This is a genomic window from Kribbella jiaozuonensis (assembly GCF_005233875.1).
Taxonomy (GTDB): Bacteria; Actinomycetota; Actinomycetes; order Propionibacteriales; family Kribbellaceae; genus Kribbella; species Kribbella jiaozuonensis.
Genome location: NZ_SZPZ01000003.1, coordinates 702,788 through 724,945 on the forward strand (window position 1 = coordinate 702,788; position 22,158 = coordinate 724,945).

19 protein-coding genes and 1 tRNA gene are annotated in these 22,158 nt (G+C 68.4%); 10 read left to right on the top strand and 10 right to left on the bottom strand.

Annotated elements, in window-relative coordinates; genetic code table 11:
- The first annotated feature begins 24 nt into the window (after positions 1–24).
- Both FDA38_RS23135 and FDA38_RS23140 read left to right on the top strand, forming a co-directional pair.
- Positions 25–624: a DJ-1/PfpI family protein gene (locus FDA38_RS23135; protein ID WP_202877790.1), complete on the top strand. Its 600-nt coding sequence runs from the start codon at positions 25–27 to the stop codon at positions 622–624.
- Entirely contained in the window at positions 621–1,097 is a 477-nt protein-coding gene (locus FDA38_RS23140; RefSeq protein WP_137256166.1) for a MarR family winged helix-turn-helix transcriptional regulator, read from the top strand. Before FDA38_RS23135 ends, FDA38_RS23140 begins: the two co-directional genes overlap by 4 nt.
- Here the strand turns inward: FDA38_RS23140 and FDA38_RS23145 are convergent.
- The 3 genes from FDA38_RS23145 to FDA38_RS23155 all read right to left on the bottom strand — a co-directional run bounded on the left by FDA38_RS23145 (position 1,072) and on the right by FDA38_RS23155 (position 6,667).
- Positions 1,072–3,561 carry a polysaccharide lyase family 8 super-sandwich domain-containing protein gene (locus FDA38_RS23145; RefSeq protein WP_137256167.1) on the bottom strand — a complete coding sequence of 830 codons (2,490 nt, stop codon included), beginning with the start codon at positions 3,559–3,561 and terminating at the stop codon, positions 1,072–1,074. The two genes, FDA38_RS23140 and FDA38_RS23145, sit on opposite strands and share 26 nt — an antisense overlap.
- A gap of 70 nt (positions 3,562–3,631) precedes the next feature.
- Positions 3,632–5,695, bottom strand: coding sequence for a hypothetical protein (locus FDA38_RS23150; protein ID WP_137256168.1), 2,064 nt, complete (start codon positions 5,693–5,695; stop codon positions 3,632–3,634).
- Between the two features lie 177 nt (positions 5,696–5,872).
- Positions 5,873–6,667, bottom strand: a complete 795-nt coding sequence (locus tag FDA38_RS23155; RefSeq protein ID WP_137256169.1) for an SDR family NAD(P)-dependent oxidoreductase — start codon at positions 6,665–6,667, stop codon at positions 5,873–5,875.
- A gap of 99 nt (positions 6,668–6,766) precedes the next feature.
- On the opposite strand from FDA38_RS23155, the gene FDA38_RS23160 reads away from it, so the two are divergent.
- The 4 genes from FDA38_RS23160 (at position 6,767) to FDA38_RS23175 (ending at position 10,483) form a co-directional block, all read left to right on the top strand.
- Positions 6,767–7,522: a hypothetical protein gene (locus FDA38_RS23160; RefSeq protein ID WP_233714946.1), complete on the top strand. Its 756-nt coding sequence runs from the start codon at positions 6,767–6,769 to the stop codon at positions 7,520–7,522.
- Positions 7,519–8,355 (top strand): DUF4097 family beta strand repeat-containing protein, encoded by an 837-nt coding sequence (locus tag FDA38_RS23165; RefSeq protein ID WP_137256170.1) that lies wholly within the window; start codon positions 7,519–7,521, stop codon positions 8,353–8,355. The genes FDA38_RS23160 and FDA38_RS23165 overlap by 4 nt, the downstream gene beginning before the upstream one ends.
- A 150-nt stretch (positions 8,356–8,505) precedes the next feature.
- Entirely contained in the window at positions 8,506–8,751 is a 246-nt protein-coding gene (locus FDA38_RS23170) for a hypothetical protein (RefSeq protein ID WP_137256171.1), read from the top strand.
- A gap of 205 nt (positions 8,752–8,956) precedes the next feature.
- Positions 8,957–10,483, top strand: a complete 1,527-nt coding sequence (locus FDA38_RS23175; protein WP_137256172.1) for a hypothetical protein — start codon at positions 8,957–8,959, stop codon at positions 10,481–10,483.
- Positions 10,484–10,532: 49 nt separating this feature from the next.
- On the opposite strand, the gene dcd is transcribed toward FDA38_RS23175, so the two are convergent.
- Positions 10,533–11,108, bottom strand: coding sequence for a dCTP deaminase (gene dcd / locus FDA38_RS23180; protein WP_137256173.1), 576 nt, complete (start codon positions 11,106–11,108; stop codon positions 10,533–10,535).
- 138 nt (positions 11,109–11,246) lie between these two features.
- Positions 11,247–11,687, bottom strand: coding sequence for a MarR family winged helix-turn-helix transcriptional regulator (locus FDA38_RS23185; RefSeq protein WP_137256174.1), 441 nt, complete (start codon positions 11,685–11,687; stop codon positions 11,247–11,249).
- A 319-nt stretch (positions 11,688–12,006) separates the two neighbouring features.
- Here FDA38_RS23185 and FDA38_RS23190 point away from each other — a divergent pair.
- From FDA38_RS23190 to FDA38_RS23205, 4 genes are all read left to right on the top strand, one after another.
- A tRNA-Gly gene (locus tag FDA38_RS23190) sits at positions 12,007–12,077 on the top strand.
- A 244-nt stretch (positions 12,078–12,321) separates the two neighbouring features.
- Positions 12,322–12,972, top strand: a complete 651-nt coding sequence (locus tag FDA38_RS23195; RefSeq protein ID WP_137256175.1) for a hypothetical protein — start codon at positions 12,322–12,324, stop codon at positions 12,970–12,972.
- A gap of 46 nt (positions 12,973–13,018) precedes the next feature.
- Entirely contained in the window at positions 13,019–13,690 is a 672-nt protein-coding gene (locus FDA38_RS23200; RefSeq protein WP_137256176.1) for a response regulator transcription factor, read from the top strand.
- A complete protein-coding gene (locus tag FDA38_RS23205; RefSeq protein WP_137256177.1) occupies positions 13,687–15,027 on the top strand; it encodes a HAMP domain-containing sensor histidine kinase in 1,341 nt (446 codons plus the stop codon). Before FDA38_RS23200 ends, FDA38_RS23205 begins: the two co-directional genes overlap by 4 nt.
- On the opposite strand, the gene FDA38_RS23210 is transcribed toward FDA38_RS23205, so the two are convergent.
- The 5 genes from FDA38_RS23210 to FDA38_RS23230 all read right to left on the bottom strand — a co-directional run bounded on the left by FDA38_RS23210 (position 15,015) and on the right by FDA38_RS23230 (position 22,105).
- Entirely contained in the window at positions 15,015–15,869 is an 855-nt protein-coding gene (locus FDA38_RS23210; protein ID WP_137256178.1) for a galactose-binding domain-containing protein, read from the bottom strand. The two genes, FDA38_RS23205 and FDA38_RS23210, sit on opposite strands and share 13 nt — an antisense overlap.
- Positions 15,866–17,437: an alkaline phosphatase D family protein gene (locus tag FDA38_RS23215; protein ID WP_137256741.1), complete on the bottom strand. Its 1,572-nt coding sequence runs from the start codon at positions 17,435–17,437 to the stop codon at positions 15,866–15,868. Before FDA38_RS23215 ends, FDA38_RS23210 begins: the two co-directional genes overlap by 4 nt.
- 99 nt (positions 17,438–17,536) lie before the next feature.
- The gene (locus tag FDA38_RS23220; protein ID WP_137256179.1) at positions 17,537–18,331 is read right to left on the bottom strand and encodes a LolA-like protein; all 795 of its coding nucleotides are present in this window, start codon (positions 18,329–18,331) and stop codon (positions 17,537–17,539) included.
- Between the two features lie 79 nt (positions 18,332–18,410).
- Complete coding sequence (locus FDA38_RS23225) at positions 18,411–20,570, bottom strand: (Fe-S)-binding protein (RefSeq protein ID WP_137256180.1); 2,160 nt, start codon at positions 20,568–20,570, stop codon at positions 18,411–18,413.
- 83 nt (positions 20,571–20,653) lie between these two features.
- Complete coding sequence (locus tag FDA38_RS23230) at positions 20,654–22,105, bottom strand: GAF domain-containing protein (protein WP_137256181.1); 1,452 nt, start codon at positions 22,103–22,105, stop codon at positions 20,654–20,656.
- Positions 22,106–22,158 lie beyond the last annotated feature (53 nt).

The window sequence follows — 22,158 nt, forward strand, 5'->3', positions numbered from 1 at the left end:
TGTCCAAATGACAGCATGTTGTCTATGAGAACAGCTTATGTGGCGGTGTACGAGACGTTGGCGGACTGGGAGATCGGGCACCTGGTGGTGGAGTTGCGGACCGGTCGGTTCACCGGCGTGCCGTGGACCGTGGTGACGGTGGGGGAGTCGCTGGAGCCGGTCGTGACCATGGGCGGGATGCGGATCGTGCCGGACGTGACGATTGCCGACGTCGAGCCGGATGCGGGAGACCTGCTGGTGCTGGCGGGGTCGGGGCAGTGGGACAACGGCGGTGGAGATGCGTTCGCGAAGTTGGCGGCGCGGTTCCTCGACGCTTCGGTGCCGGTGGCGGCGATCTGTGGCGCGACTGCGGGTCTCGCGAGGGCGGGGCTGCTGGATGAGCGCAAGCACACGAGTGCGGCGAAGGAGTACCTGCAGGCGACGGGATACCAGGGTGTCGGCAACTACGTCGACGAGCGCGCGGTGGTCGGCGGGGATCTGATCACGGCGGGGCCGGACTCGCCGGTGCAGTTCGCGCGCGCGGTGCTGCAGCGGCTCGAGTTGGCGGACGAGCGGAAGCTGGACGCGTACGAAGGCGTGTTCCATCGCGCCGACCCCGCGGCGTACGCGACGCTGGTGGGATGACGGTTCCACCCCGGGAAGAGTGGCCGAAGCCGACGAAGCAGTCGGAAGGTGGTGCGGTGTTGACGGATGTCGTCCTCGCCACCTTCCGGCTGAACGCGCGGCTGATGGAGGCTGCCCAGGACCTTGCCGCGCACGGCGGCCTCACGGCTGCGTGGTGGCAGGTGCTGGGCGGTGTACTCGATGAACCGCGGTCGGTCGCCGACGTCGGGCGGATCATGGGCGTCAGCCGGCAGGGTGTGCAGCGCATCGCGGATCTGCTCGTCGAGCGCGGCCTCGCGGAGTACCGGCCGAATCCGGCGCACCGTCGCGCCAAGCTGCTCGCCTGCACCGAGGCCGGCTACTGGGCGATCCGCCAGATCGCGGTCGCCCAGCACCCGTGGACCTCGCAGCTCGCGAAGACCGTCGAGCTCGACGACCTTCGTACGACGCTCGCCACGATGCAGGCGATCATCGCCAAGCTGGAAGAAGCTTGATCGCCAGGCTGCTCCCGTAGGTGTGTCGCGTGGTGAAGGTCAATCGGGTGCCGGTGAGCGTCCGGGTCACCTGAACGCCTGGCGCGGGCGACGCGGGCTTGAGGTACTGCGCCCACAGGTTGACGGTGATCGTGTCGCGCTTGGTCGTCGGATCGGAGACGGCAACCTGGACGCCTGACGATTGACGCCGCAGGAGCAACGACGCAGGGCCGTCGATGGTGAGCCCGGGAAGGTTGTGCCGGCCGGAGGTGAAGGTGTTGGCGGCCGTCAGGCGGAGGCCCAGGTGCTGGATCGCCTGTAATTTAACGGTGTTGGCGACGGGCAGGATCCGGTTGTGCTGGTACGCCTTGAGTGCAGATTCTGTTGCGTTGGGCACCAATACGTAGGCGAGGGATCCGCTGGTGGCGGTGAGGGCGAAGACCTGCTTGGTGACCGGCGTGTCCGGGTTCGAGGTGCGGACTACCCGGCGGCTGCGCGTGACTGTCTGCAGATCTACTGACAGCTGCGTCGGCTGGAGGAAGTGGTAGCCGATCGACGCGGTGCTGTTGGCGTAGCGGAGCCAGCGTGGAGTGACTGTTCCCGGACCGGTCCATGCGCTGCCGTCGCGGCGTGCGCCGGTGATCGTGACGGGGTCGGTTGCGCCGGCGATGCGGGTGTCGAGGGTGGTCGTGACGGCGCGGGTCGCGTCGCCGACGCCGGCCGCGAGTACGACGATCTCGTCGTCGAGCAGGAACCACGACTTGGTCGCCGATGCGTTCTTGTAGACCACGAAGTCGTCGGGCAGGCTCGCACGCGACGCATACGCAAAGTCATCCGACTGCACCCACCCGACCGCGCCGTACGCATCGAGGGTCGCGCCGCCCGAGTGCACGTTGGTGCCGGTCGGGAAGTAGACGTAGGTGTTCTGCTCCTCCGACGACGCGGTGAACGTCGGCGGATTGTCGTAGTACTGCGTCCCGTAGAGCTCCGGCACCGACTTCCGTGTCTCCACCGGCGCGGTCACGCCGCCGAGCGCGTACGGCGAGACCGTCGTGAAGTAGTCGATGCCGAACGCCTTCGTCTGGTCCTCACCCGCGAGGTAGAGGTAGTGCGCGCCGTCGCCCTGGAACCACGGCATCAGGTTCTCGCCGCTCATGTACTCGTACTTGCTGATCCGCTCCGAGTTCCGCGCCACCGCGAACGCGTACCCGGGCCGTCGATGCACGGTCCGGTCCATCGCGTTGAACGCCGTCGTACTCGCCGCCGGGTTGAGGTCGGCCGGGACGATCGCCGGGTCGTTCTTCAGGTCCGCGAACCGCCCGATGCTCACCGGTGACACGAAGCTGTTCACGTTGATCGTCGGTCGTGCGGTGAACTTCGCGAACGCCTTCAAACGCAGGGCGTCCGTGCCGGTGGCGTAGTCCGCGAGGTCGACGATCGCCTCCACGACGACCGCGACATCGTCGTACCCGGTCGCCGTCCGGGACACCGCACGACCCTTGACGATCTCCATCATCCAGCCCTCGAAGATCAGCGGCGCGAACCCGTGCTCGACCCAGCCCTGGACCACGCCGACCAGGTCGTCACCCTGCGCGTACTCCGTCCCGGCGAGCACCTTGATCGTCTGCACGACCCGGCTGAGCAGGCCCTTTCCGTACGAGCCCGTGTACGCGACCGAGGCGTGCTGGATGAACGAGCCGTCCGCGTAGTACCCGTCGGTGACGTCGTGCTGGAGGTTGTACGGGTCGATGGTCGCGAAGACCGTGAACTGGTCCTGCAGCGCCTTCCGGATCCGCGCGTCGTCGTTCAGCAGGGCGCCCTGGAGCACGCGGTTCGCGGTGATGTCGACGAGGTTCGCGCCGGTGTGGAAGCGCGAGTCGAGGTCGACGTCGCCGTCCTTCCCGTTGCGCAGGTAGGCGTCCATCGAGGCGACGTACTGCGTGATCAGGTCGGTCGGGGCGTCGATCAGCGCGAGCGTCTTCGACACGAACGTCGAGATGCCGATCTCCCAGGTGAACCAGTTGCCGTAGTACCCCTTCGACTGGTCGCCGTAGTAGTTCTCGTGCAGCCAGAGCAGCTTCTCCGCGATCCGGGCGCGCACCTCCTCGTTGCCCTGCAGGTCCGACGCCGGTCCGGGCCGGCGGAAGGCGAGCGCGATCTCGTAGAGGTGCTGGTACGACGAGCTGAGGTTCGGATCGCTGGTCCCTAGCGGGAGTCCGGCGAAGAGCTCGCCGGCGCCGGCGCGGTCGAGCGCGGACAACCAGGTACGCGCGGTGCTGTCGATCGCGGCGACCTTTGCGGCGACCTCGGTGCGCGCGTTGGATTCCGCCGTACCGGCATAGATCGCGATCGCGTTGGTCAGCAGTTGGCCGGGGTCAGCGCTCACCGCACCCATGGTGGCGTGCGCGGCCGGAGCCGGATTGACCGCGGTCAGCAGGGCGGTGGCGGGTACGACGGACAGCAGGCGGCGACGAGTGATCTCCACTGGAACTCCCGGGCGGTGGGAAAACCTCACCCCGGGAGTCAATCAGTCGGAACTATCTTCCGGCAAGCGCTTACTGGCCGCCGGCTCCGATGAGCTGGGGGTCGATCGACAGGACCCGGATCGCCTCACCCGACGACTTGGTCGGGATGACCAGCGCGACCTGGTGGAGGTAGTCCTGGTGGAGGCTCTGGGTGTACTTGACCATGCTGCTGAAGGCGGTCGCCTCGCCGCTGGTCCAGTACGCGTTCGAGCCCGGCTCGACCCGCTGCAGGTACTGCTCGGTGAGCGTGAGGAACACCAGGGCGTCGCCGGACGAGGTGATGAAGGCCAGCGGCTCGCCGGACGGCAGGAACGCGTCGGTCACGCTCGCGATGTACGGCTCGGCGGTGTCGTTGGCCTTCGTCGTCGCGCGCAGCTTGAGCATGCTCGACAGGGCGGGGGACGGCGTGAACAGCTTCGACTGCGGGGCGTTCGGGCCGCCGCTCAGGTACGCCGCGAGGTCCTTCGCGACTGTCGCCGGCTGGCTCCGCAGCTTGTTCAGCGCGCTGACGTCCGGGGTGCGCATCCCGTCGACCGACGGTAGATCGGCTGCCTTCGGCGGGTAGACGGAGTGCGTCAGCAGCCACGGGCTGCCGGCGTTCTCGCGCTGCCAGACGCCGAGCTGCCGGGCCCCCGGTGCGTTGGAGACGCCCGAGCTGACCACGAACCGCATCGGGTACGACGCGAACTGCGGCGCGCCGATCTCCGGGTTCGTGTAGCTGAACGGCTTCGAGACGTCCTTGCCGGCCGCGTCGAGCTTCCGCCCGATCACGAAGCCTGCCTGCGTCTGCGCCAGCGTCGGGTTGCCCTCGATCGTCGCGGAGAGCTTGGCGTCGCGCGACTGGTTGGCCTGGTTGTTCAGCTGGTTGTACCGCTGGACGACCGCCTGCGCGTCGGCGAGCGTGACGGCCGGACGGCTGTCCGGCGCAGCCAGGCTGTTCTTCGGCGGCATCAGCCCGCAGCTCGTTGTCGTGAGCAACAAAGCCCCGCTGGCGAGGAGGGCGGCGGTACGGCGGACCGCCTCGTCGCTCTTCTCGAACTCCGGCGAGGCGGCGAGTGGGACCGTCTCGGGCTCGACGGCCTCGGTGCGCTCGACGGTCGGCTCGACGGACTCGGTGCGGTCGGCCGGTTCGTCGTACGTCGGCGGCTCGTCGTACCGCTGGGAGGCGCCGATCAGCGCCGGTGACTTGGCGCGGGCGACCGCTGCGGGCGACATGAACATCGGCGCAGCCGGCACCGGCGTCGGCGCAGGCTTGACCGCCGCGGGTCTCGCCACAGCAGGCTTGGCCGGCGCCGGCTTCGCCGCCGGCTCCGTCTGCTGCATCGGCGCGAACGGGCTGACCCGCTCAGGTGCGAACGGCGACACCCGATACGCCGGGCTGTTGGCCTCTTGAGCGGCCGGCGCGGATGCCACCGCGGCCAGAGCCGGGATGCGGTCCGCGACCGGCACCGGGATCTCGGTCGTGGTCGCGTTGTCGGCGGCAACGTCCGCGACCTTGCGGCGGCGGAACATCAGCGCCAGCCCCAGCGCGAGCACCAGCACGCCCGCACCCAGCACCAGCAGGCAGATCCCGAAGAGGCGGTGCACCTGCACCCCGAAGCTGACCTGCGCTCCGACGGCCGGCGTACCGTCCGCGTTCATCACGACGACCTCGTACCGACCGTCCTGCATCGGCCAGCTCAGCGACTGCGAGCCGGGGGCAGACTGTGCGACCCACCAGTCGAGCTCGCCCGGCGGCGTCAGCTTGCCGCTGCGGCCGCGCAGGTCCTGGGTGCCGAACGTGCCCGGCGGCTCGAAACGGATCAGCCGGGTCTGCGCGGACCCTGCCAGGTAGTCGCGAACGTCGAGGTCCTGCCCGATGCCGACGAACAGCGGCTTGTTGCCCGACGCACTCACGTGCAGCGTCGGGCCGTGCCGGTCGAGCAGCGTGGGCGCGGTGACGACCGCGAGGCCAGAACTGGCGAACTCGCGGCCGGGGGTCGAGATCGTGTTGTCCGGACCGACCAACCAGAAGGCGGCGACGGCTCCGGCCACGGTGGCCACCAGGCCTGCCAGCGTGAGCAGCAGGCCCAGGGTGATGCGGGCGAAACGCATGAAGAGGCTCCCGTTGTACGACGAGCCCGGCGACGGACGGGTGCACCGGACAGGCGGGTGCACCGGTCCGGACCCCTCTCCAGGTATCCGGAAGCTCACCCGTTGTTACTGAATAACTGAGCCAACAAGAATCTGTTACGGGCAGGGCTCGGACGGGTGACGCCGGCGTTGGGGAGCTCAGTGCAGGTACGACGCCCCGTTGAAGTCAAGGACCGCGCCGCTGGCCCAGTTCGCCTGGGGTGAGGCGAGCCAGTAGATCGCGTCGCCGACCTCCTCCGCCGTGGCGACCCGGTCGAACGGGCTCTGCGCTCGGATCGCGTCTCCGCCTGGACCGGCCAGGAAGGTCTCGGTCATGTCGGTGGCGATGAAACCGGGCGCAATTGACGTCACGCTGATGTCATGTGGCGCCAGCGATGCCGCCAGCGACTGCCCGAGCGAGTGCAGCCCGGCCTTGGAGGCGCCGTACGCCGGCACATCCGGCTCGCCGCGGTAGGCGCCACGCGATCCGACGTTGACGATCGCACCCCGCCGTACGCCGTCTGCGGGCTCTTTGTCGAGCATCTGCCGCGCTACGCACCACGTCACATGCGCCGCGCCCTCGAGGTTGACGGCCAACGTACGACGCCAGGTCGCGACCCATTCGTCGTACGACGTCTCGGCCAGCGGGTGACCGACCCGGCGTGAACCGCCGACCGGCTCGTCGACGAACATCGCCGCGTTGTTGACGAGTACGTCGATCCGCCCGAGCGTGGTGGCCGATTCCTCAACCAGGGCAGGGATTGCAGCCGAATCGCCGAGGTCCGCGGCGATCACCCCGTGACCGTCGCCGGGCAGTCCGGCGCGGATCTCCTCGGCGCGGTCGACCGCGCCTCGGCAGTGCAGCACGACCCGGTCGCCGGCCCGTGCGAACGCCTGCGCAGCGGCCGCGCCGACGCCCCTGGACGCGCCGGTGATGAGTACCCCTCTGGACACGGATCCTCCCTCGGTTGACTGCACGCCATTCTGCCTGTGCCGCCATCCTGACGACGACCTGACATCAGAAGGGGTTGACAGTGACGTCACAATGACGTCATGCTGATGCACATGGAACTTGACCACTACCTCGAGTCGGTCCGGCGGAGCGTTGAGAACGCCACCGCCCTGGCCGACGAGCAAACCCGCTCCGTGGCCCAGCGCCTCGGGGCGACGCTGGATGACGCGGGCCGCCTGGCCCTCATCTCAGCCCTGTCCGACGCCGCCGGGGAGATCAGCCGCGAGCTGTCCCCGGGCTCGGTCGAGCTCCGGATGGCCGGTGGCCGTCCTGAGTTCGTGGTCACGCCGGCGCCGAGCCAGCTGACCGGTCCGGACGAGACCGACGACATCGACGACGAGGCCGACGCGGAGGCGAACGAGCAGTTCGTGTTCGACGCCGACGAGCCGACCGCCCGGATCACGCTCCGGCTGCCGATGTCGATCAAGAACAAGGTGGACGAGGCCGCGAATGCCGAGGGCATCTCCTCGAACGCGTGGCTGATGCGCACCGTGATGACCGAGCTGAGCGGCCGTAGCGGCCGTCCGCCCCGGCCGCCGCGCCCGCCGCGCGGTCCGGTGTTCGGTCCGGAAGGCCCGCTGGGCCCGAACGGCCCGCTCGGCCCCGACGGCGTCTTCGGTCCGAACGGCGTGTTCGGTCCGAACGGACCCTTCGGTGACGAGGGCGTCTTCGGTACGGACCGCGGCCGCCGCGACCGCGACCGCCGGCGTGAGGATCGCGACCGGCGCCGCGAGGACAAGGAACGCCGCAAGGGTGGACACGGACCGGGACAACGGATGACGGGGTGGGTCGAATGAGCGACCACAGCGCGACGCAGTACATCGACGACGAGGAGAAGCGGATCGAGCGGATCCGCATCGAGATCGGCTCGGGGCTGGTCGAGATCAAGGCCAACCCGGACGGTGCCGGCACGGCGGTCTCCATGGAGATCGACGGCGACGACGACGGCGTGATCTTCGAGGTGGTCGACGGTGAGCTGATCATCGAGGGCCCGCGCAACGTCCGCCGCGGACCGGAGATCCTGGTCCGGATCGCCACCTCGACGATCCTCGAGGCCCGGGTGAAGACCGGCTCCGGAGACATCACCTCCGAGGTGCCGCTCGGCCCGTCCCGGCTGTCCACCGGTTCCGGCGACGTACAGCTGACCCGGATCGAGGGCGAGCTCGGCGTCAACACCGGCAGCGGGGACGTCAAGGTCGAGGAGGTCACCGGCGCGGTCAAGGCCAGCACCGGCTCCGGCTCGATCGACATCGACGAGGCCGGCGACGCGCTCGGCCTGAGCACCGGCTCCGGTGACGTCACCGTGGGCGAGGCCAACGGTCCTACCTCCGTCAAGGTCGGCTCGGGTGACATCACCATCGAGCGGATCCGCGACCACTCGGTCGCCACCTCCGGTTCCGGCGACGTCAAGGTCGAGATCGCCGACGGACCGAGCGTCCAGGCCGAGACGGCCCGCGGCGACGTCCAGATCGGGGTCCCGGAAGGGCTCCCGACGTACCTCGACCTGAAGACCGTCACCGGGCACATCCGGTGCGACCTCGAGCCCGGCGAGAAGCCGGCCGAGGGGGAGCGCGCGCTGATGCTGCGGGCCCGCACCGTCTCCGGCGACATCACCGTCTACAAGGTCTGACCCGAAAACACCACCGCACGCGTCGGATCGGCGCAGTCGGGTTCGTTGGGTTCATGTAAGCGATCGAGGTCCCGCCGCCCAGGCGGCGGCGGGACCTGAGCGAAGCATTGCCAAAACCAGCCACGGGGATCACCAGAGGGGAACACGATCATGATCACCGAACACCAGGAAGTCGCCCGCTACCGAGTCGCCGAGCAGCTGCGCGCCGCCGAGGCCCGCGCCCAGCGTCACGACCGCAAGGCCGAGCGCACCGGCCCGCGGGAGGGCCTGGCCAGCGCACTGCGCCGGCTGGCCGACAAGCTGGAGCCCACCCGCCGCCTGGCCGAGCCCACCTCCCGGGCCCTGGCCGACCAGCAGCCCCGCCACCGCGGGACCGGACTCTCGATCGTCCGATGAACGCCGTACCGCTGAACAGCGCGGCCGCCGCGCTCTACCACCTGCTGCAGCGTCTGGGGCTCGCCCGGACCAGCTGAGCGATCCCCACGCTGCAGCTTGGTGCAAAGCCTGTGGATAACTGCCGGGCCGACCCATGGACACTGCTAGCGTTCAGTCGATCATTCTCGGTCGACCTTGGGGAGAGAAACCAACGATGTTGCGCCCGATGGTGGCAACTACAGCCGTCACCGCCGCCCTGATCCTCGTGGCAGGCTGCGGCGGCAACGACAAGAAATCCGACTCGGGATCCGACAACGGCAGCCAGTCGACCGCCTCCGCCACCCCGTCCGCTCCGACGGTCCCGTCCTTCGACCCGCCCAAGGCGCTCAGTGTCGCGGCCGCGTTCCCGTCGGCCGACTACCAGGGCCGCTCGACCCTCGACGAGGCCCAGATGGGTATCGCCGGCCAGGTCGCGCTGATCGGCGGCTATGCCGGCCTGAACGGCCACGACGTCACCAACCCGAACAACCAGTGGATGATCCCGTCGAAGTCCGCCGACACGACCACGGTCAACGCCGCGAGCAGCCCGATGGCGGCCAAGGTCGACGGCAAGGACGTCGCGGTCGTCGCGTACGCCGAGACCGACAAGGGCAACGGCACCCAGAAGCCGAAGGGCCTGGTCGTCGTCCAGTGGATCGACGTGATGTCCGGCAAGAAGATCGGTGAGGTCTCCACGCCGGTGAGCACGGTGCAGGGCGAGGGCGACGACGCCATCGGCTCTCCCGGCCTGGCGAACACGGTGGTCGACCCGGAGACCGGCCAGATCGCCGTCGGCGTGGTCGCCGCGGGCAGCATCACCGTCAAGCGCATCGACATGACCGTGTTCGCGGACCCGAAGACGCAGAAGTCCACGATCCTGCCGGGCATGAATCCGGCCGCCGTGCACAGCGGTGTGGTCGCCGGCGCGAAGGGCCAGCAGGCCGACAGCGCCTCCGACGGCACGGCGCTGCTCGCCGACGGTGCGAGCGGGAAGATCACCAAGCAGATCCCGTTGAAGCAGGCCTACCTGAAGCCGATCGCCGGCGCCGCCAAGCACGCGTACTTCTACGGCATGAGGTACATCGACTACGGCCAGGGGACCAAGACCGAAGGTATCTTCGCGCTCGACCTGTCGACCGGTGCCGTGGCGCAGACGGTGTCCGCACTCCCGTCGGACAGCATCGGCGCCGGCGACTACGACTGCTTCGCGGACCAGGCGACCTCGATCGTCTGCACCGACGGCTCCGGCCCCGGCGACGCCGAGATCCTCGGCATCGACGACACGACGGGCAAGAAGACCTGGGGCTTCACCAGCAAGTCCGGCGGGCGCGTCGTGCCCAGCGTGACCGCGGCGTTCCACGGTGTCGTGTACGCGAAGACCGAGGCGCAGCCGGTGATGCTGGACGCCAAGACCGGCCAGGACCTGCCGAGCGCGGCACCGTCCGGCACGCCGAGCTCGGGCGACACGCCGTCCTCCGGTGACACGCCCTCGTCCGGCGACACCCCGTCGACCGGTGACACGCCGTCCGAGAGCGATTCCCCGTCGGACAACAGTTCCCCGGGGAACGGCGACCTGGGTCTCAGCCTCTACAACGGCAAGCAGGAATCGCCCGTTGCCGTCTCCCCCTTCGGAGGCGTCTACCGGCAGTTGCCGACCGGCAACGACTCGTCCGATCTCGAGTCGGTCTGCATCTTCGTCAAGGCGACCGCCTGACAATTGGTAAAGGCCCCGGGAGCTCGTCCCGGGGCCTTTACTTATGTCTTCAGACGTCGGTGCGGTGGAAGTTGCGGTAGGACCGGGACGGCGTCGGGCCGCGCTGACCCTGGTATCGGGAGCCGTACTTCTCCGAGCCGTACGGGTGCTCCGCAGGGGAGGAGAGCCGGAAGAAACAGAGCTGGCCGATCTTCATCCCCGGCCAGAGTTTGATCGGCAGTGTCGCGACGTTCGACAGCTCCAGCGTCACGTGTCCGGAGAAGCCCGGGTCGATGAAGCCGGCCGTCGAATGCGTCAGCAGCCCCAGCCGGCCGAGCGACGACTTGCCCTCGAGGCGGGCCGCGACGTCGTCGGGAAGCGTGATCAGCTCGTACGTCGATCCCAGGACGAACTCACCGGGATGCAGGATGAACGGCTCTTCGCCGTCCGGCTCGACCAGCCGGGTCAGATCCGGCTGCTCCTCGGCCGGGTCGATGTGCGGGTACCGGTGGTTCTCGAAAACCCGGAAGAACCGGTCCAGCCGTACGTCGACACTCGACGGCTGCACCATCGCAGCATCGAACGGATCCAGCTGGACCCGCTTCGCGTCGAGCTCGGCCAAGATGTCACGGTCGGAGAGCAGCACGGTCGCACGTTAGCAGCGTGCTGCTCATCCGCACAGCTTGCACCCAGAACCCGATCCCAGCGGCTGGTGGTGAATCGTCCGGAGCCCTCAGCTCTCCGGTGGGACCGCACCACCAACCTGGGCCTGAGGCAACTAACCTCAGTCGGCCAGCTTGTTGAACTTCGACACCTGGGTGGCGAAGGTCTTCACCTGGGCCGGCGACCAGTCCTTGAGCAGGTCCTCGATCACCTTGTGCCGCTTCTTCCGGGCCGCCGTCAGCTTGCGCTTGCCGGCCGCGGTCAGCGTCAGCAGGGTCGCCCGCGCGTCCGACTTGTCGGCGGCACGCTTCAGCAGACCCTCTTCCTCGAGTCGCGCGCAGGCCCGGCTGACCGGACCCTTGTCCACCTCGAGCGCTGCCACCAGGTCGGCCATCCGCACCGGCGCCAGTTCTTCGACGTGGTTCAGCAACGCGTACTGCGCCGGCTCCAGGTCCGGGTGCGCCTCGTCGGACAGCGTCCGCTGCAGACCCCGCAGCCGCCGTGCCAACGTGACGAGTTCCTTCTCGAGGTTGTCCACCGCGTCACTTGTGTCTGTTGCCACCGTTCACCCCTTCATCCAGTTGCCCGCAACCATCTTGTCCGGTCCGGAGGACCGCGTCCTCACGTTGCGTCGAATGTTGCCCCCGGCAACGCGTTCTAATCTGCCAGAAGATGACGAACCTGCCCAGTCCTGAACGCGCCCTTTGTGGAAAACTGCCCAAGAACCCCCGGCGCAAACCGTCCGCACCCCTCTTTTCGATGCATTCGGCACCTTCTGGGGACAAGACCCTGACCGCGCAACAACCGACGCGCGGACCCGGCGTGGTTGACAGCCCACCGATCGGCTATGCTCTTCACCGCTGCCGGGTCACCGGCAGCGCGCGGGTGTAGTTCAATGGCAGAACATCAGCTTCCCAAGCTGACAGTGCGGGTTCGATTCCCGTCACCCGCTCCGTTGCGAGACCCCGGGCCAGGATTCTGACCCGGGGTTTCGTCGTTCCGGTGGGAACGTTGACCTGCGCAACTGTCTGCCGCGCCAGGAAAACGAACGCTTCAGGCGTTCGTTTGACGTGCCTGCCCGTGCTTCTAAGGAAGCTCTAAAGCTGGCTGAAACCACCCCTGAGGCCGCGCTGTTTGGGTTGTAGCCACGGCGCCGGTTCTCGTCCGGCGCGTTCAGTGGACGAAGGGGATTCACGATGATGAAACGCTCACAGCGGATCGTGGCGACGGTCGTGCTCGCCGCACTGGCCACGACCGGTACGGCGGCGGCGCAGGCGTCCGGCCCGGATCCGAAACCCGGTGCCGCGAAATCCGGTGCTGCGAAAGCAGGTGCCGCGACCAAGGACGGTAAGTCCAAGCCGACCGCGGATGCCGAGTTCGCCGCGATCGCGGCGAAGCTCGGGGTGACGAGCGACCGGCTTGTTGCCGCGCTGGTCGCAGCCAAGAGGTCGTTCACCGGCAAGACCACGGTGACGCCGCAGGCATTCGCGGCAGCGGTCGCGGCCGACCTGGGGCTGCCGGTCGCCCGGGTCAAAGCAGCCGTGGAACCCCTGCTTCTGAAGCCCGGGCGCCCGCGTGCCGGCGACAAGAACGACAAGGGCAAGGAGGGTGCGGACGACCGGAAGAACTCGCCGTTCACGTCGAACGCCGCGGCGGCAAGCCTGGCCTCCAAGCTCGGCGTGTCACAGGCCAAGGCCAAGGCCGCCCTGGCCAAGTTGGTCGCGACACCGGGCGGCATCACTCCGACCTCCAAGTCCTTCCGCCAGATCGCCGCCTCTCTCGGAGTCAGCACCGACCGCCTGATGGTGGCGTTGGGTGAGCTGAAGCAGTCACTCGCCAAAGGCTGACAGCCGCTCATCAGAACTTCATGATTGACGGCGAGGATGGTCGACCATGCGGATACTTGTCGTCGACGACGACCCGGCGGTACGGCGATCGCTCGAGCATGCGCTGCGCCGGGACGGCTACGACGTGGCATCCGTGATGGACGGGGCGTCCGCCCTCGCTGAGCACGGAGTGTTCCGCCCGGACGCGGTGGTGCTCGACGTCCTGATGCCAGAACCGAACGGACTCGAGGTATGCCGGAGGCTGCGTTCGGGCGGGCACGACACGCCGATCCTGATGCTGACGGCCCGGGACCTGGTCGCCGACCGGGTCGCCGGGCTGGACGCGGGAGCCGACGACTACCTGGCGAAGCCCTTCGCTCTGGAGGAGCTGCGGGCCCGGCTTCGAGCCTTGCTGCGGCGTAGCGGCGCAAGGGACGAGGTACTGCATTTCGCCGATGTCGATCTGGACCTGAGTGGCCGTCGGGTCGAACGCGCCGGTCGGCGGCTGGAGCTGACCAAGACCGAGCTGTCCCTGCTGGAGCTGTTCCTGCGCAACCCCCAGCGGGTGCTCAGCCGGACCCAGATCTTCGAGTCCGTGTGGGGCTACGACTTCGGCCCGGAGTCGAACGCACTGTGGGTCTACATCAGCTACTTGCGTCGCAAGCTCGAAGCGGACGGCGGCAGCAGACTGATCCAAACGGTGCGCGGCCTCGGCTACGTCCTGCGCGAGGAGCCATGAACCTGCGCACCCGGCTGACCATCGCCGCAGGGGCGATTGCCGCGGGCGCGATGCTGCTCGTGTCGGTGGTTCTGTACCCGGCTGTGGAAGCCAACCTCCGCGGCCAGATCGACAGCTCCCTGGTGGCGGCGGCCGCAAAGGCCCCGGACGTGGCCAAAGCCATCAAGCAGAAGTTCAAGGGGACGCCCAACGAATCGGCCTTTCCGACTGTTCCGCTGGGGATAGGGAGCACCCAGCTGCAGATCGTGCCGGACCCGGTCCAGGCCGGGCCGTCGTCGGAGTTCGTCGACGTCACCGAGCGGGACGTCAAGGTCGCGAAAGGAACGGCCGCTGCCTACTTCCGCAACGCGGTGTACGACGGCATCGAATACCGCATCTACACCGCCCCCTTCCCAGGATCGCCCAGCACGCTCGTGCGCACAGCGATTCCGCAATCCGATCCTGCGCCCACGCTGCATCAACTCGCTTGGATGCTGGCCGGATCGACGGTGGCCGCCGGCCTCCTGGCAGCGCTCGCCGCACGCCTGGCCGCGCGCCGCGTCCTGCGCCCGGTACGCCGACTCACCGAGACCGTCGAACTGATCCGCACGACCGGAGACCTGGCCATCCCGATCCCCGCCGACAGCCAGGACGAGATCGGCCGGCTCGGCTCCGCGTTCGCCGGCATGACTGCCACGCTGGACGAATCCGTCGGTGCCCAGCGGCGTCTGGTCGCCGATGCCTCGCACGAACTGCGCACACCGCTCACGAGCCTGACCGTGAATCTCGAACTGCTGGCGGAGAACCTGGCCGACGCGCAGGCCCCACACCTGGCGGCCGAAGCGCTCGGCCAGGCCGGCGAACTCAGGACACTGATCAACGACCTGGTCGACCTGGCCCGCTACGGTCAACCCGCTTTCCACACCGAAGACGTCCGCCTCGATCTCGTCGCGGAGCGCGTCGCGGCCCGCGCGTCCCGCCGGGCCGCAGAGATCGAGTTCGACCTGGTCTGTGCGCCCACCCTCGTCCACGGCGATCCCGATGCCCTGGAACGCGCCGTCGCGAACCTCGTCGACAACGCCGTGAAGTGGAGCCCGCCCGGCGGCCGGGTCCTGATCAGCCTCGAGGCGGGCGCTCTCGAGGTCGGGGACGCCGGCCCGGGCATCCCCGACAGCGACCTCAAGTTCGTCTTCGACCGCTTCTACCGCTCACCCGCCGCCCGCGCGCATCCCGGATCCGGGCTGGGCCTGGCCATCGTCCGACAGGTCGCCGAGGCCCATGGCGGCACGGCCGAAGCCGTGCCGCGCCCGACCGGTGCCCTACTGCGCCTGACGTTGCCGGTGTGTCAGCTTCCGTAGACCTCGAGCTCGACGATGCGGGAGTACGTGTGGTCGTTCCCGTCGAGGCAGAGGATCCGTACGGCGTCCGCCTGGATGGGAGTGAACGTCGACGTGACGTGTCCGACCGTGTTGCCGCGGACCTGGTCGACGGTCTGCCAGGTGCCGCCGACGTTGACCTGGACGTCCCAGTCCTTCAGGCCGTTCACCCGAGCCGGGTACTTCGCCGAGTCCAGCGTGTACAGCTCGACCCGGTTGATCGTTGCCGGTGTCGACAGAGCAACGTCGTACGTGTCGGGGAAGGCGGCGCGGGTGCCGTCGTTCCAGCCGGTCAGCGTGTCCCAGTGCTCGGAATCCTTGTCGCCGTCGACGGCGCCGCAGAGGGTGAAGTTGCCGTGCGTGGACGATGCCGTCGCCTGCTCGCCGAGCGCGAGGTTGTCGCCGGGACCCTTCGGCGGCAGCGGGTTGACCGTCACCGGAACGGTCACGCGCTTCCGGTCGACCTCGACACCGATCTTGTACGAGCCGGGCTTGGCGTCGCGCGGTACGCGGACCTCGACCGGTGCGGAGACGGGCTGGTCGGGATCGAGTGCGGGCAGCCAGGACGAGAACAGAGTGCGGGAGAGCTGCAGCGGACCGGTCGGGTCGAGCGTGAGGTCGGCGTACCGATCCTTCGAGCCGGTGTTGGTCATCGTCAGGTTCAGCAGGCCGGGGAAGCAGGGGAGGCCGACCACGCTCAACTGCTCGGGCGCGACGCTGACGGCCACGTCGGAGGTAGTTGCCTTGGGCACCGAGCTGGAGCCGAGCAGGGCGGCGGCCAGCAGGGTGCCGGCCGCGATGACGGTCTGCCGGGGGATGTTCATTCCTGGACCTCCGAGATGCCGGGGCGGCCGTCCTCGACGAGGAGCTTGGCGCGGGTGCTGACAGTGCCGTGCTGGACCGACACCTTGTCGACGACGCGGTAGTCCGAGACCCATTGCTGCGGCGTGATCGTGCAGCTGACGTAGCCGCGCTGGAAGTTGCCGAACTTCATGTGCGGGTTCTCCCGCAGCAAGGTCGCACCGCCCGCGTCGAGGTCCTCACCGTCCATGCCGGACGTGATCGACGTACCGACGAACTCGGCGCCGACCGTCGCCGATGCCGGATCGGTGAAGTCGAGCTTCAGGTCCGACGCGACGCTGCGGTGCAGGTCGCCGGCGATCGACACCAGGTTGCGGACCTTGCGCTGCGCGGCACCGCCGAGGATTCGGTTCCGCGACGCCTCGTACCCGTCCCAGGTGTCCATCGGCACGAGCACCTCCGGCCCGTCCTTGGTGTCGAGTCGCGCGATCGCGGTCTGGTGCGCCATCACGTTCCATCGCGCCCGCGACGCCGACCAGCCGTCGAGCAGCCACTTCTCCTGCGCGTCCCCCGTGATCGTGCGGGTCGGGTCGGCGGTCTCCGGACCCGGTGCCTTCGTGCCGTCGCCGTACGCCTGGTCGGACCGGTACTGCCGTGTGTCCAGCACGTTGAACTCCGCGAGCCGCCCGTAGTTGATCCGCCGGTACAGCTGCATGTCCGGGCCTGTCGGCAGTTGCGCCAGCCGCAGCGGCATGTGTTCCCAGTAAGCGCGGAACGCGTTGGCGCGGCGTACCCGGAACTGCGCGGGCGGCGCGCTCGGATGCGCCTCATCGGCCCAGTTGTCGACGACCTCGTGGTCGTCGAGCGTGACGATCCACGGCGCGTTCGCGTGCGCGGTCTGGAGATCCGGGTCCGTCTTGTACGCCGCATAGCGCTGCCGGTACTCGTCCAGCGTCACGGTCTGCTGGGTGATGTACGGCTCGTTCGAATGCGGCCGGATCCCGCGGTCGATGCCGAACTCGTAGATGTAGTCGCCGAGGAAGAACACCACGTCGTGGTCGCGTTTCGCCATGTCGGCGTACGCCGTGTACCAGCCCTCCCACCACGCCTGGCAGGACGCGAACGCCAGCGAAAGCTTCGACAGTTGGGTATCGGCGGTCGGCGCGGTCTTGGTGCGACCGACCGGGCTGAGGTGACCGTTCACGCGGAAGCGGTACCAGTAGTGCCGCCACGGACGCAGCCCGCGTACGTCGACGTGGACGGAATGGCTCGCCTCCGGACCCGCCTTCACCGAACCGTGGCGGACGACGCGACGGAAGTGCTCGTCCTCCGCGACCTGCCACTCGACGTCGACCGGCCGGCGATCCATCCCGCCGAACGGCGCGAGCGGATCCGGGGCGAGCCGGGTCCAGATCACGACCGCGTCCGGCAGCGGGTCGCCGGACGCGACGCCGAGCGTGAACGGGTCGCGCCGGTCGGGACGGCCGGTCCAGCCGGCCGCGGCACTCTTGATCTCCGGGAGGCTGCCGGTCAGCGCAAGCGCCGCCGCCGCTCCGGTCGCTGTCAGAAAGCTTCGTCGACTACTCCGCATCGGCACAGGCCCCACCCGATCATCGAGAGGTGATCACATCCGTAACGGGAGATTACGAGAAGTTCACACAATCGGGTGGGATCTGACCGAATCCGGTCGTTACTTCACGATCTTGCTCGCCGGCGGCGCGGTGATGTGCACGGCCTTGTTGTAGTCGGTCATCGTCATCAGCATCGAGACACCGACCAGGTCGAACGACATCCGCCGGACCAGGTGCGAGCTGTCCATCCAGAGCGAGTACGTCATCGTCTTCGGGGCGCCGGCCGGCAGCTTCTTGCCCTGCAGGGCAAGCGCCTTGGCGGTGCTGACGCTGATGTCGTAGCGCTCGAGCTTCTGGCCGTCGACGGTCTCGGGGCCGACGTACTTCACGCTGCCGAGGCTGGAGCCGAACGAGTTGAAGATCTTCGTCGGATCACCGCTCTCGAGCAGTTCGCCGACATCACCGGTTTTCGCCCCGGTGAACCTCACGAACTTGCCGGCCGGGGTCAGCCCCGGGAACGACATGTACGCGACGTTGTTGATCGCGACGATCTTGGCGGTCTTGCCCTCGAAGGCCGCGCCGGCCATCTCCATCGACAGCGCGTTCGGCTTGGCGGTCTGGAAGCCGTCCATCGTCATCAGCGTGCTGCCGTTGGCCGTCACCTTGCCGACGATGTGCCACGACTTCTGCTTGGTCAGCGCGGCCTTCATCGCCGGCACGAACGTGGCGCGGTTCAACCGCGCGGCCGGCGCCTTCACGATCGGCGCCGCGGTCTTGGTGACGATCGCGGTCGGCGTCTCGGCCGGCACCGACGGGCGGTAGCCCGTGGCCTTCGGGTCGCCGTTGCCGCAGGCGGCGAGGCCGAGAACCAGTGGTACGGCGGCAACGGTCGCCACCGCGGTGTGCAGCTTCATGTCCCTCCCCAGATGATGCAGACGAGGGATCTTATGGTCTGGACCACCTGGGGAGGAAGGGTTTTGCAGCCAGTTGCAGTTACTCGCCTCGTTTGACGGACGCGAGCAGCAATTGCGCGACGTCCTGGACCTCGACGGACTCGCGCGCGGAGCCGTCGGCCTGCTTGGCGGTGAGGCCGTCGGACAGCATCACCCGGCAGAACGGGCAGCCGGTGGCGATCTTGTCGGCGCCGGTCTCGACCGCCTCGGTGGTGCGGTTCAGGTTGATGCGGGTGCCGAGTTTCTCTTCCATCCACATCCGCGCGCCGCCGGCGCCGCAGCAGAACGACTTGGTCTGGTTGCGCGGCATCTCGGCGTACTGCGCGCCCGGGATGATGTCGAGCAGTTCGCGCGGGGCGTCGTACACCTGGTTGTGGCGGCCGAGGTAGCACGGGTCGTGGTACGTGATCGTCTGGCCGTTGAGCGAGCTGTCCGCGGGTGCGACCGGGGTCAGCTTGCCGTCGCGGACGAGGCGGTTGAGCAGCTGGGTGTGGTGGATGACGTCGAGCTCGACGCCGAGCTGGGAGTACTCGTTCTTCAGGGTGTTGAAGCAGTGCGCGCAGGTGGAGACGACCTTGCGGACCTTGGTCTCCTTGAAGACCTCGGCGTTCTGCATCGCGAGCTGCTGGAAGACGAACTCGTTGCCGGAGCGCCGGGCCGGGTCGCCGGTGCAGGTCTCGCCGTCACCGAGTACGGCGAACGTCACGCCGGCGATGTTCAGCAGCTCGGCCACGGCCTGCGTGGTCTTCTTCGCGCGGTCCTCGAACGCGCCGGCGCAGCCGACCCAGAACAGGTAGTCGACCTCGTCCAGCGACTCGACGTCCGTACCGACCTGCTTGACCTCGAACGGCAGGTCCTTGGCCCAGTCCATCCGGCCGGACGGGTTCATGTTCCACGGGTTGCCCTTGTTCTCCAGGCCCTTGAACAGCCCGTTGAGCTCGGATGGGAACGACGACTCGATCAGCACCTGGTACCGGCGCATGTCCATGATCGCGTCGACGTGCTCGATGTCGACGGGGCACTGCTGCACGCAGGCGCCGCACGACGTACACGCCCACAGCGCCTCCTCGTCGATGACCGCGACATCCGCGGGACCGACCAACGGCTTGTCCTGCTCCGCCAGCACGAGCTCGGGCAGCGACTTGCGCTCATCGTCGGACGACGCCAGCAGGTACGGCGCTTTGGCGTACGCGTGATCGCGCAGGCCCATCATGATCAGCTTCGGCGACAGCGGCTTGTCGGTGTTCCACGCCGGGCATTGCGACTGGCAGCGGCCGCACTCGGTGCAGGTGGTGAAGTCGAGCAGGCCCTTCCAGGTGAAGTCCTCGACCTTGCCGACGCCCAGCGCCGCGTCCTCGTCGAGCTCTTCGATGTTCTCGAAGTCGATCGGGGCGCCGTTGACCATGATCGGCTGGAGTGCGCCCAGCGCCGTACCGCCGCCTGGACCACCCGGGTTGCGCTTGAACCAGATGTTCGGCCAGGCGGTGAACCGGTGCCAGGCCACGCCCATCGTCGCGTTCAGCGAGATCGTGATCATCCACGCGAACGAGATCAGGATCTTGATCATCGCGACCAGGTAGACCGCGTTCTCCAGCCCGTGCTCACTCAGCCCGCCGAACAGTCCGGAGCCGATGAAGAACGTCGTCGGGAAGTGGAACTTGTCACCGTCGCCGAGCTGGTACTCGAGGCCGCGCAGCAAGAGGATGCAGACCAGTACGCCGAGGATCGTGTACTCGACGTAGTACGCCTGCCAGGCCGTCGACCCGTAGAACCGGGACGAGCGAGGGTTGTCGCCCTTCGGCAGATGCATCAGCCGATAGACGATCAGGCCGATGATCGACAGCAGACCGGTCCAGGTGAGGGCCTCGCTGACCCACTCGAACACGAACCAGTGCCCGATGATCGGCAACGCCCAGTGCGGGTCGAACAGCTGGCCGAACGCCGTCACCAGGGTCAGGAACAGCCCGATGAACCCGAAAGCGACGAACCAGTGCATCACCCCGATGTGACTCCACTGCAGCATCCGGGTGTGGCCGAGGGTCTCCTTGGCCAGGGTGACGGTCCGCTTGCCTGGATTGTCGGTCCGGCCGGCCGGCTGTCCGAGCTTGATGACGGACACGATGTGCCCGATCGTCTTGCCGAACAGTGCTACGGCGACGAGCGTCACCGCGAGCGAGACGACGATGGCGAGGATCTGCATACCAGCGATGTTATTGGTTGGTTACTCGTCAGTCATGTGCTTGCGGTCATCATCACGCCCGCGTGTTTCGTGTCACGTTGGGTTCAGTCGACAAGTCTGGCCAGGCGCGCGGCGACCGCGGCGTGGCGTGGGTCGTCGGTCGGGAGTACGGCGGCCAGCGACTCGAAGATCTCCAGGTCCTCGGCGCCGGTGGGCGTCTGGGCGAACTGCCACAGGAAGTCCGGACTGCGGGCGTCGAGGGCGGCGCGACGGATGGTCGCATCGAGTTCGTCGCGTTCCGCGCGGAGGGCAGGAGCGTCGGAGCGGGCGAGCAGCGGGCCGACGTACAGGTTGAGGGCTGTGTCCAGGTTGCCCTGGCGGAGCGCGCTCTGGACCTGGGGCACGTCGCCGGTGACGTCAGCGATGATCCGGTACGGCTTGGTGTCGAGTACGCCGCTGCCGAGCAGGTTGCGCAGTCGGTGCATCTCCGCGCGCACTGTGGTCGGGTTGCCCTCGTCGCCGTACAGCTGAAGCATCAGCTGCTCCGCGGTCAGACCTGACGGGTGCAGTAATAACAGTGCAAGTACTTCGGCCCGCCGCAACGTCAGCGCGATCTCGCGGCCGCCGACGATCGCGGTCGACTGACCGGAGCCGAGCAGCTTCAGCTGGAGCGACGGCCGCGAACGGCGTACCGGCGTACCGGGCATGCGGAGCAGGTAGCCCTCGTCGAGTCGCTCGACGACTCCTTCACGGCCGTCGCCGAGATCGATCCGATCGGCACCGTCCGGTACGACGAGACGGTCGGGCAGCCATTCGAGCGGCTGTACGGCGAGGACGCGGCCGGTCGGGGTCAGCAGGGCGCCGGGTGCATCGCCGAGTGCCATCAGGTGCCGCATGTTGCGCGCGCGGAGCATCTCGTCGGCCGCGGCCATCCGGACCCGCAGCTGACCTTCGGCGAGCTGGGCCGCCGCGGTCACCAGCGCGACCATTGCGGGGTGGACCGTGCGCAGCGGTCCGGAGACGTCGACCGCACCGAGCAGCTTGCCGGTGTCGGGATCGTGGACGGGCGCGGCGGCACAGGTCCACTCGTGGATCCGCCGGACGAGATGTTCGGCCGAGTGGATCTGGACCGGCTCGCCGACCGCCAGCGCCGTACCCATGCCGTTGGTGCCGATCTGGTCCTCGGACCACACCGCACCCTCGGAGAGCGCGATGCGGTCGGCCTGGCGCTTGACCTCGGCGGAGCCTTCGCGCCACAGGATCATGCCCTGCGCGTCGGTGATGATCATGATGTGCGACGCCTCGTCGGCGATCGTCGTCAGCGTCTGCCGCAGTACCGGCAGGACCGCGCGGAGCGGATGGTTCTCGCGCAGCGTCTCGACCATCTCGTGGTTGACGACGACGGGCGGTTGGTCGAGCTCCGGGTCGACCGCGGCGGCCAGTGAGCGCTCCCATGACGCGGCGACGAGCGGGCGCGGCGCGCCAGGCACCCGGTTGCCGCTGAGCACTTCGTCGTACAACTCGCTCAGTCGGCGGGCCTGCTCGCGTTGATCCATGCCGCCTCACTCCACGCTGCAACGTCCGTGCAACGTCCTGCTGCCTAGTGTCC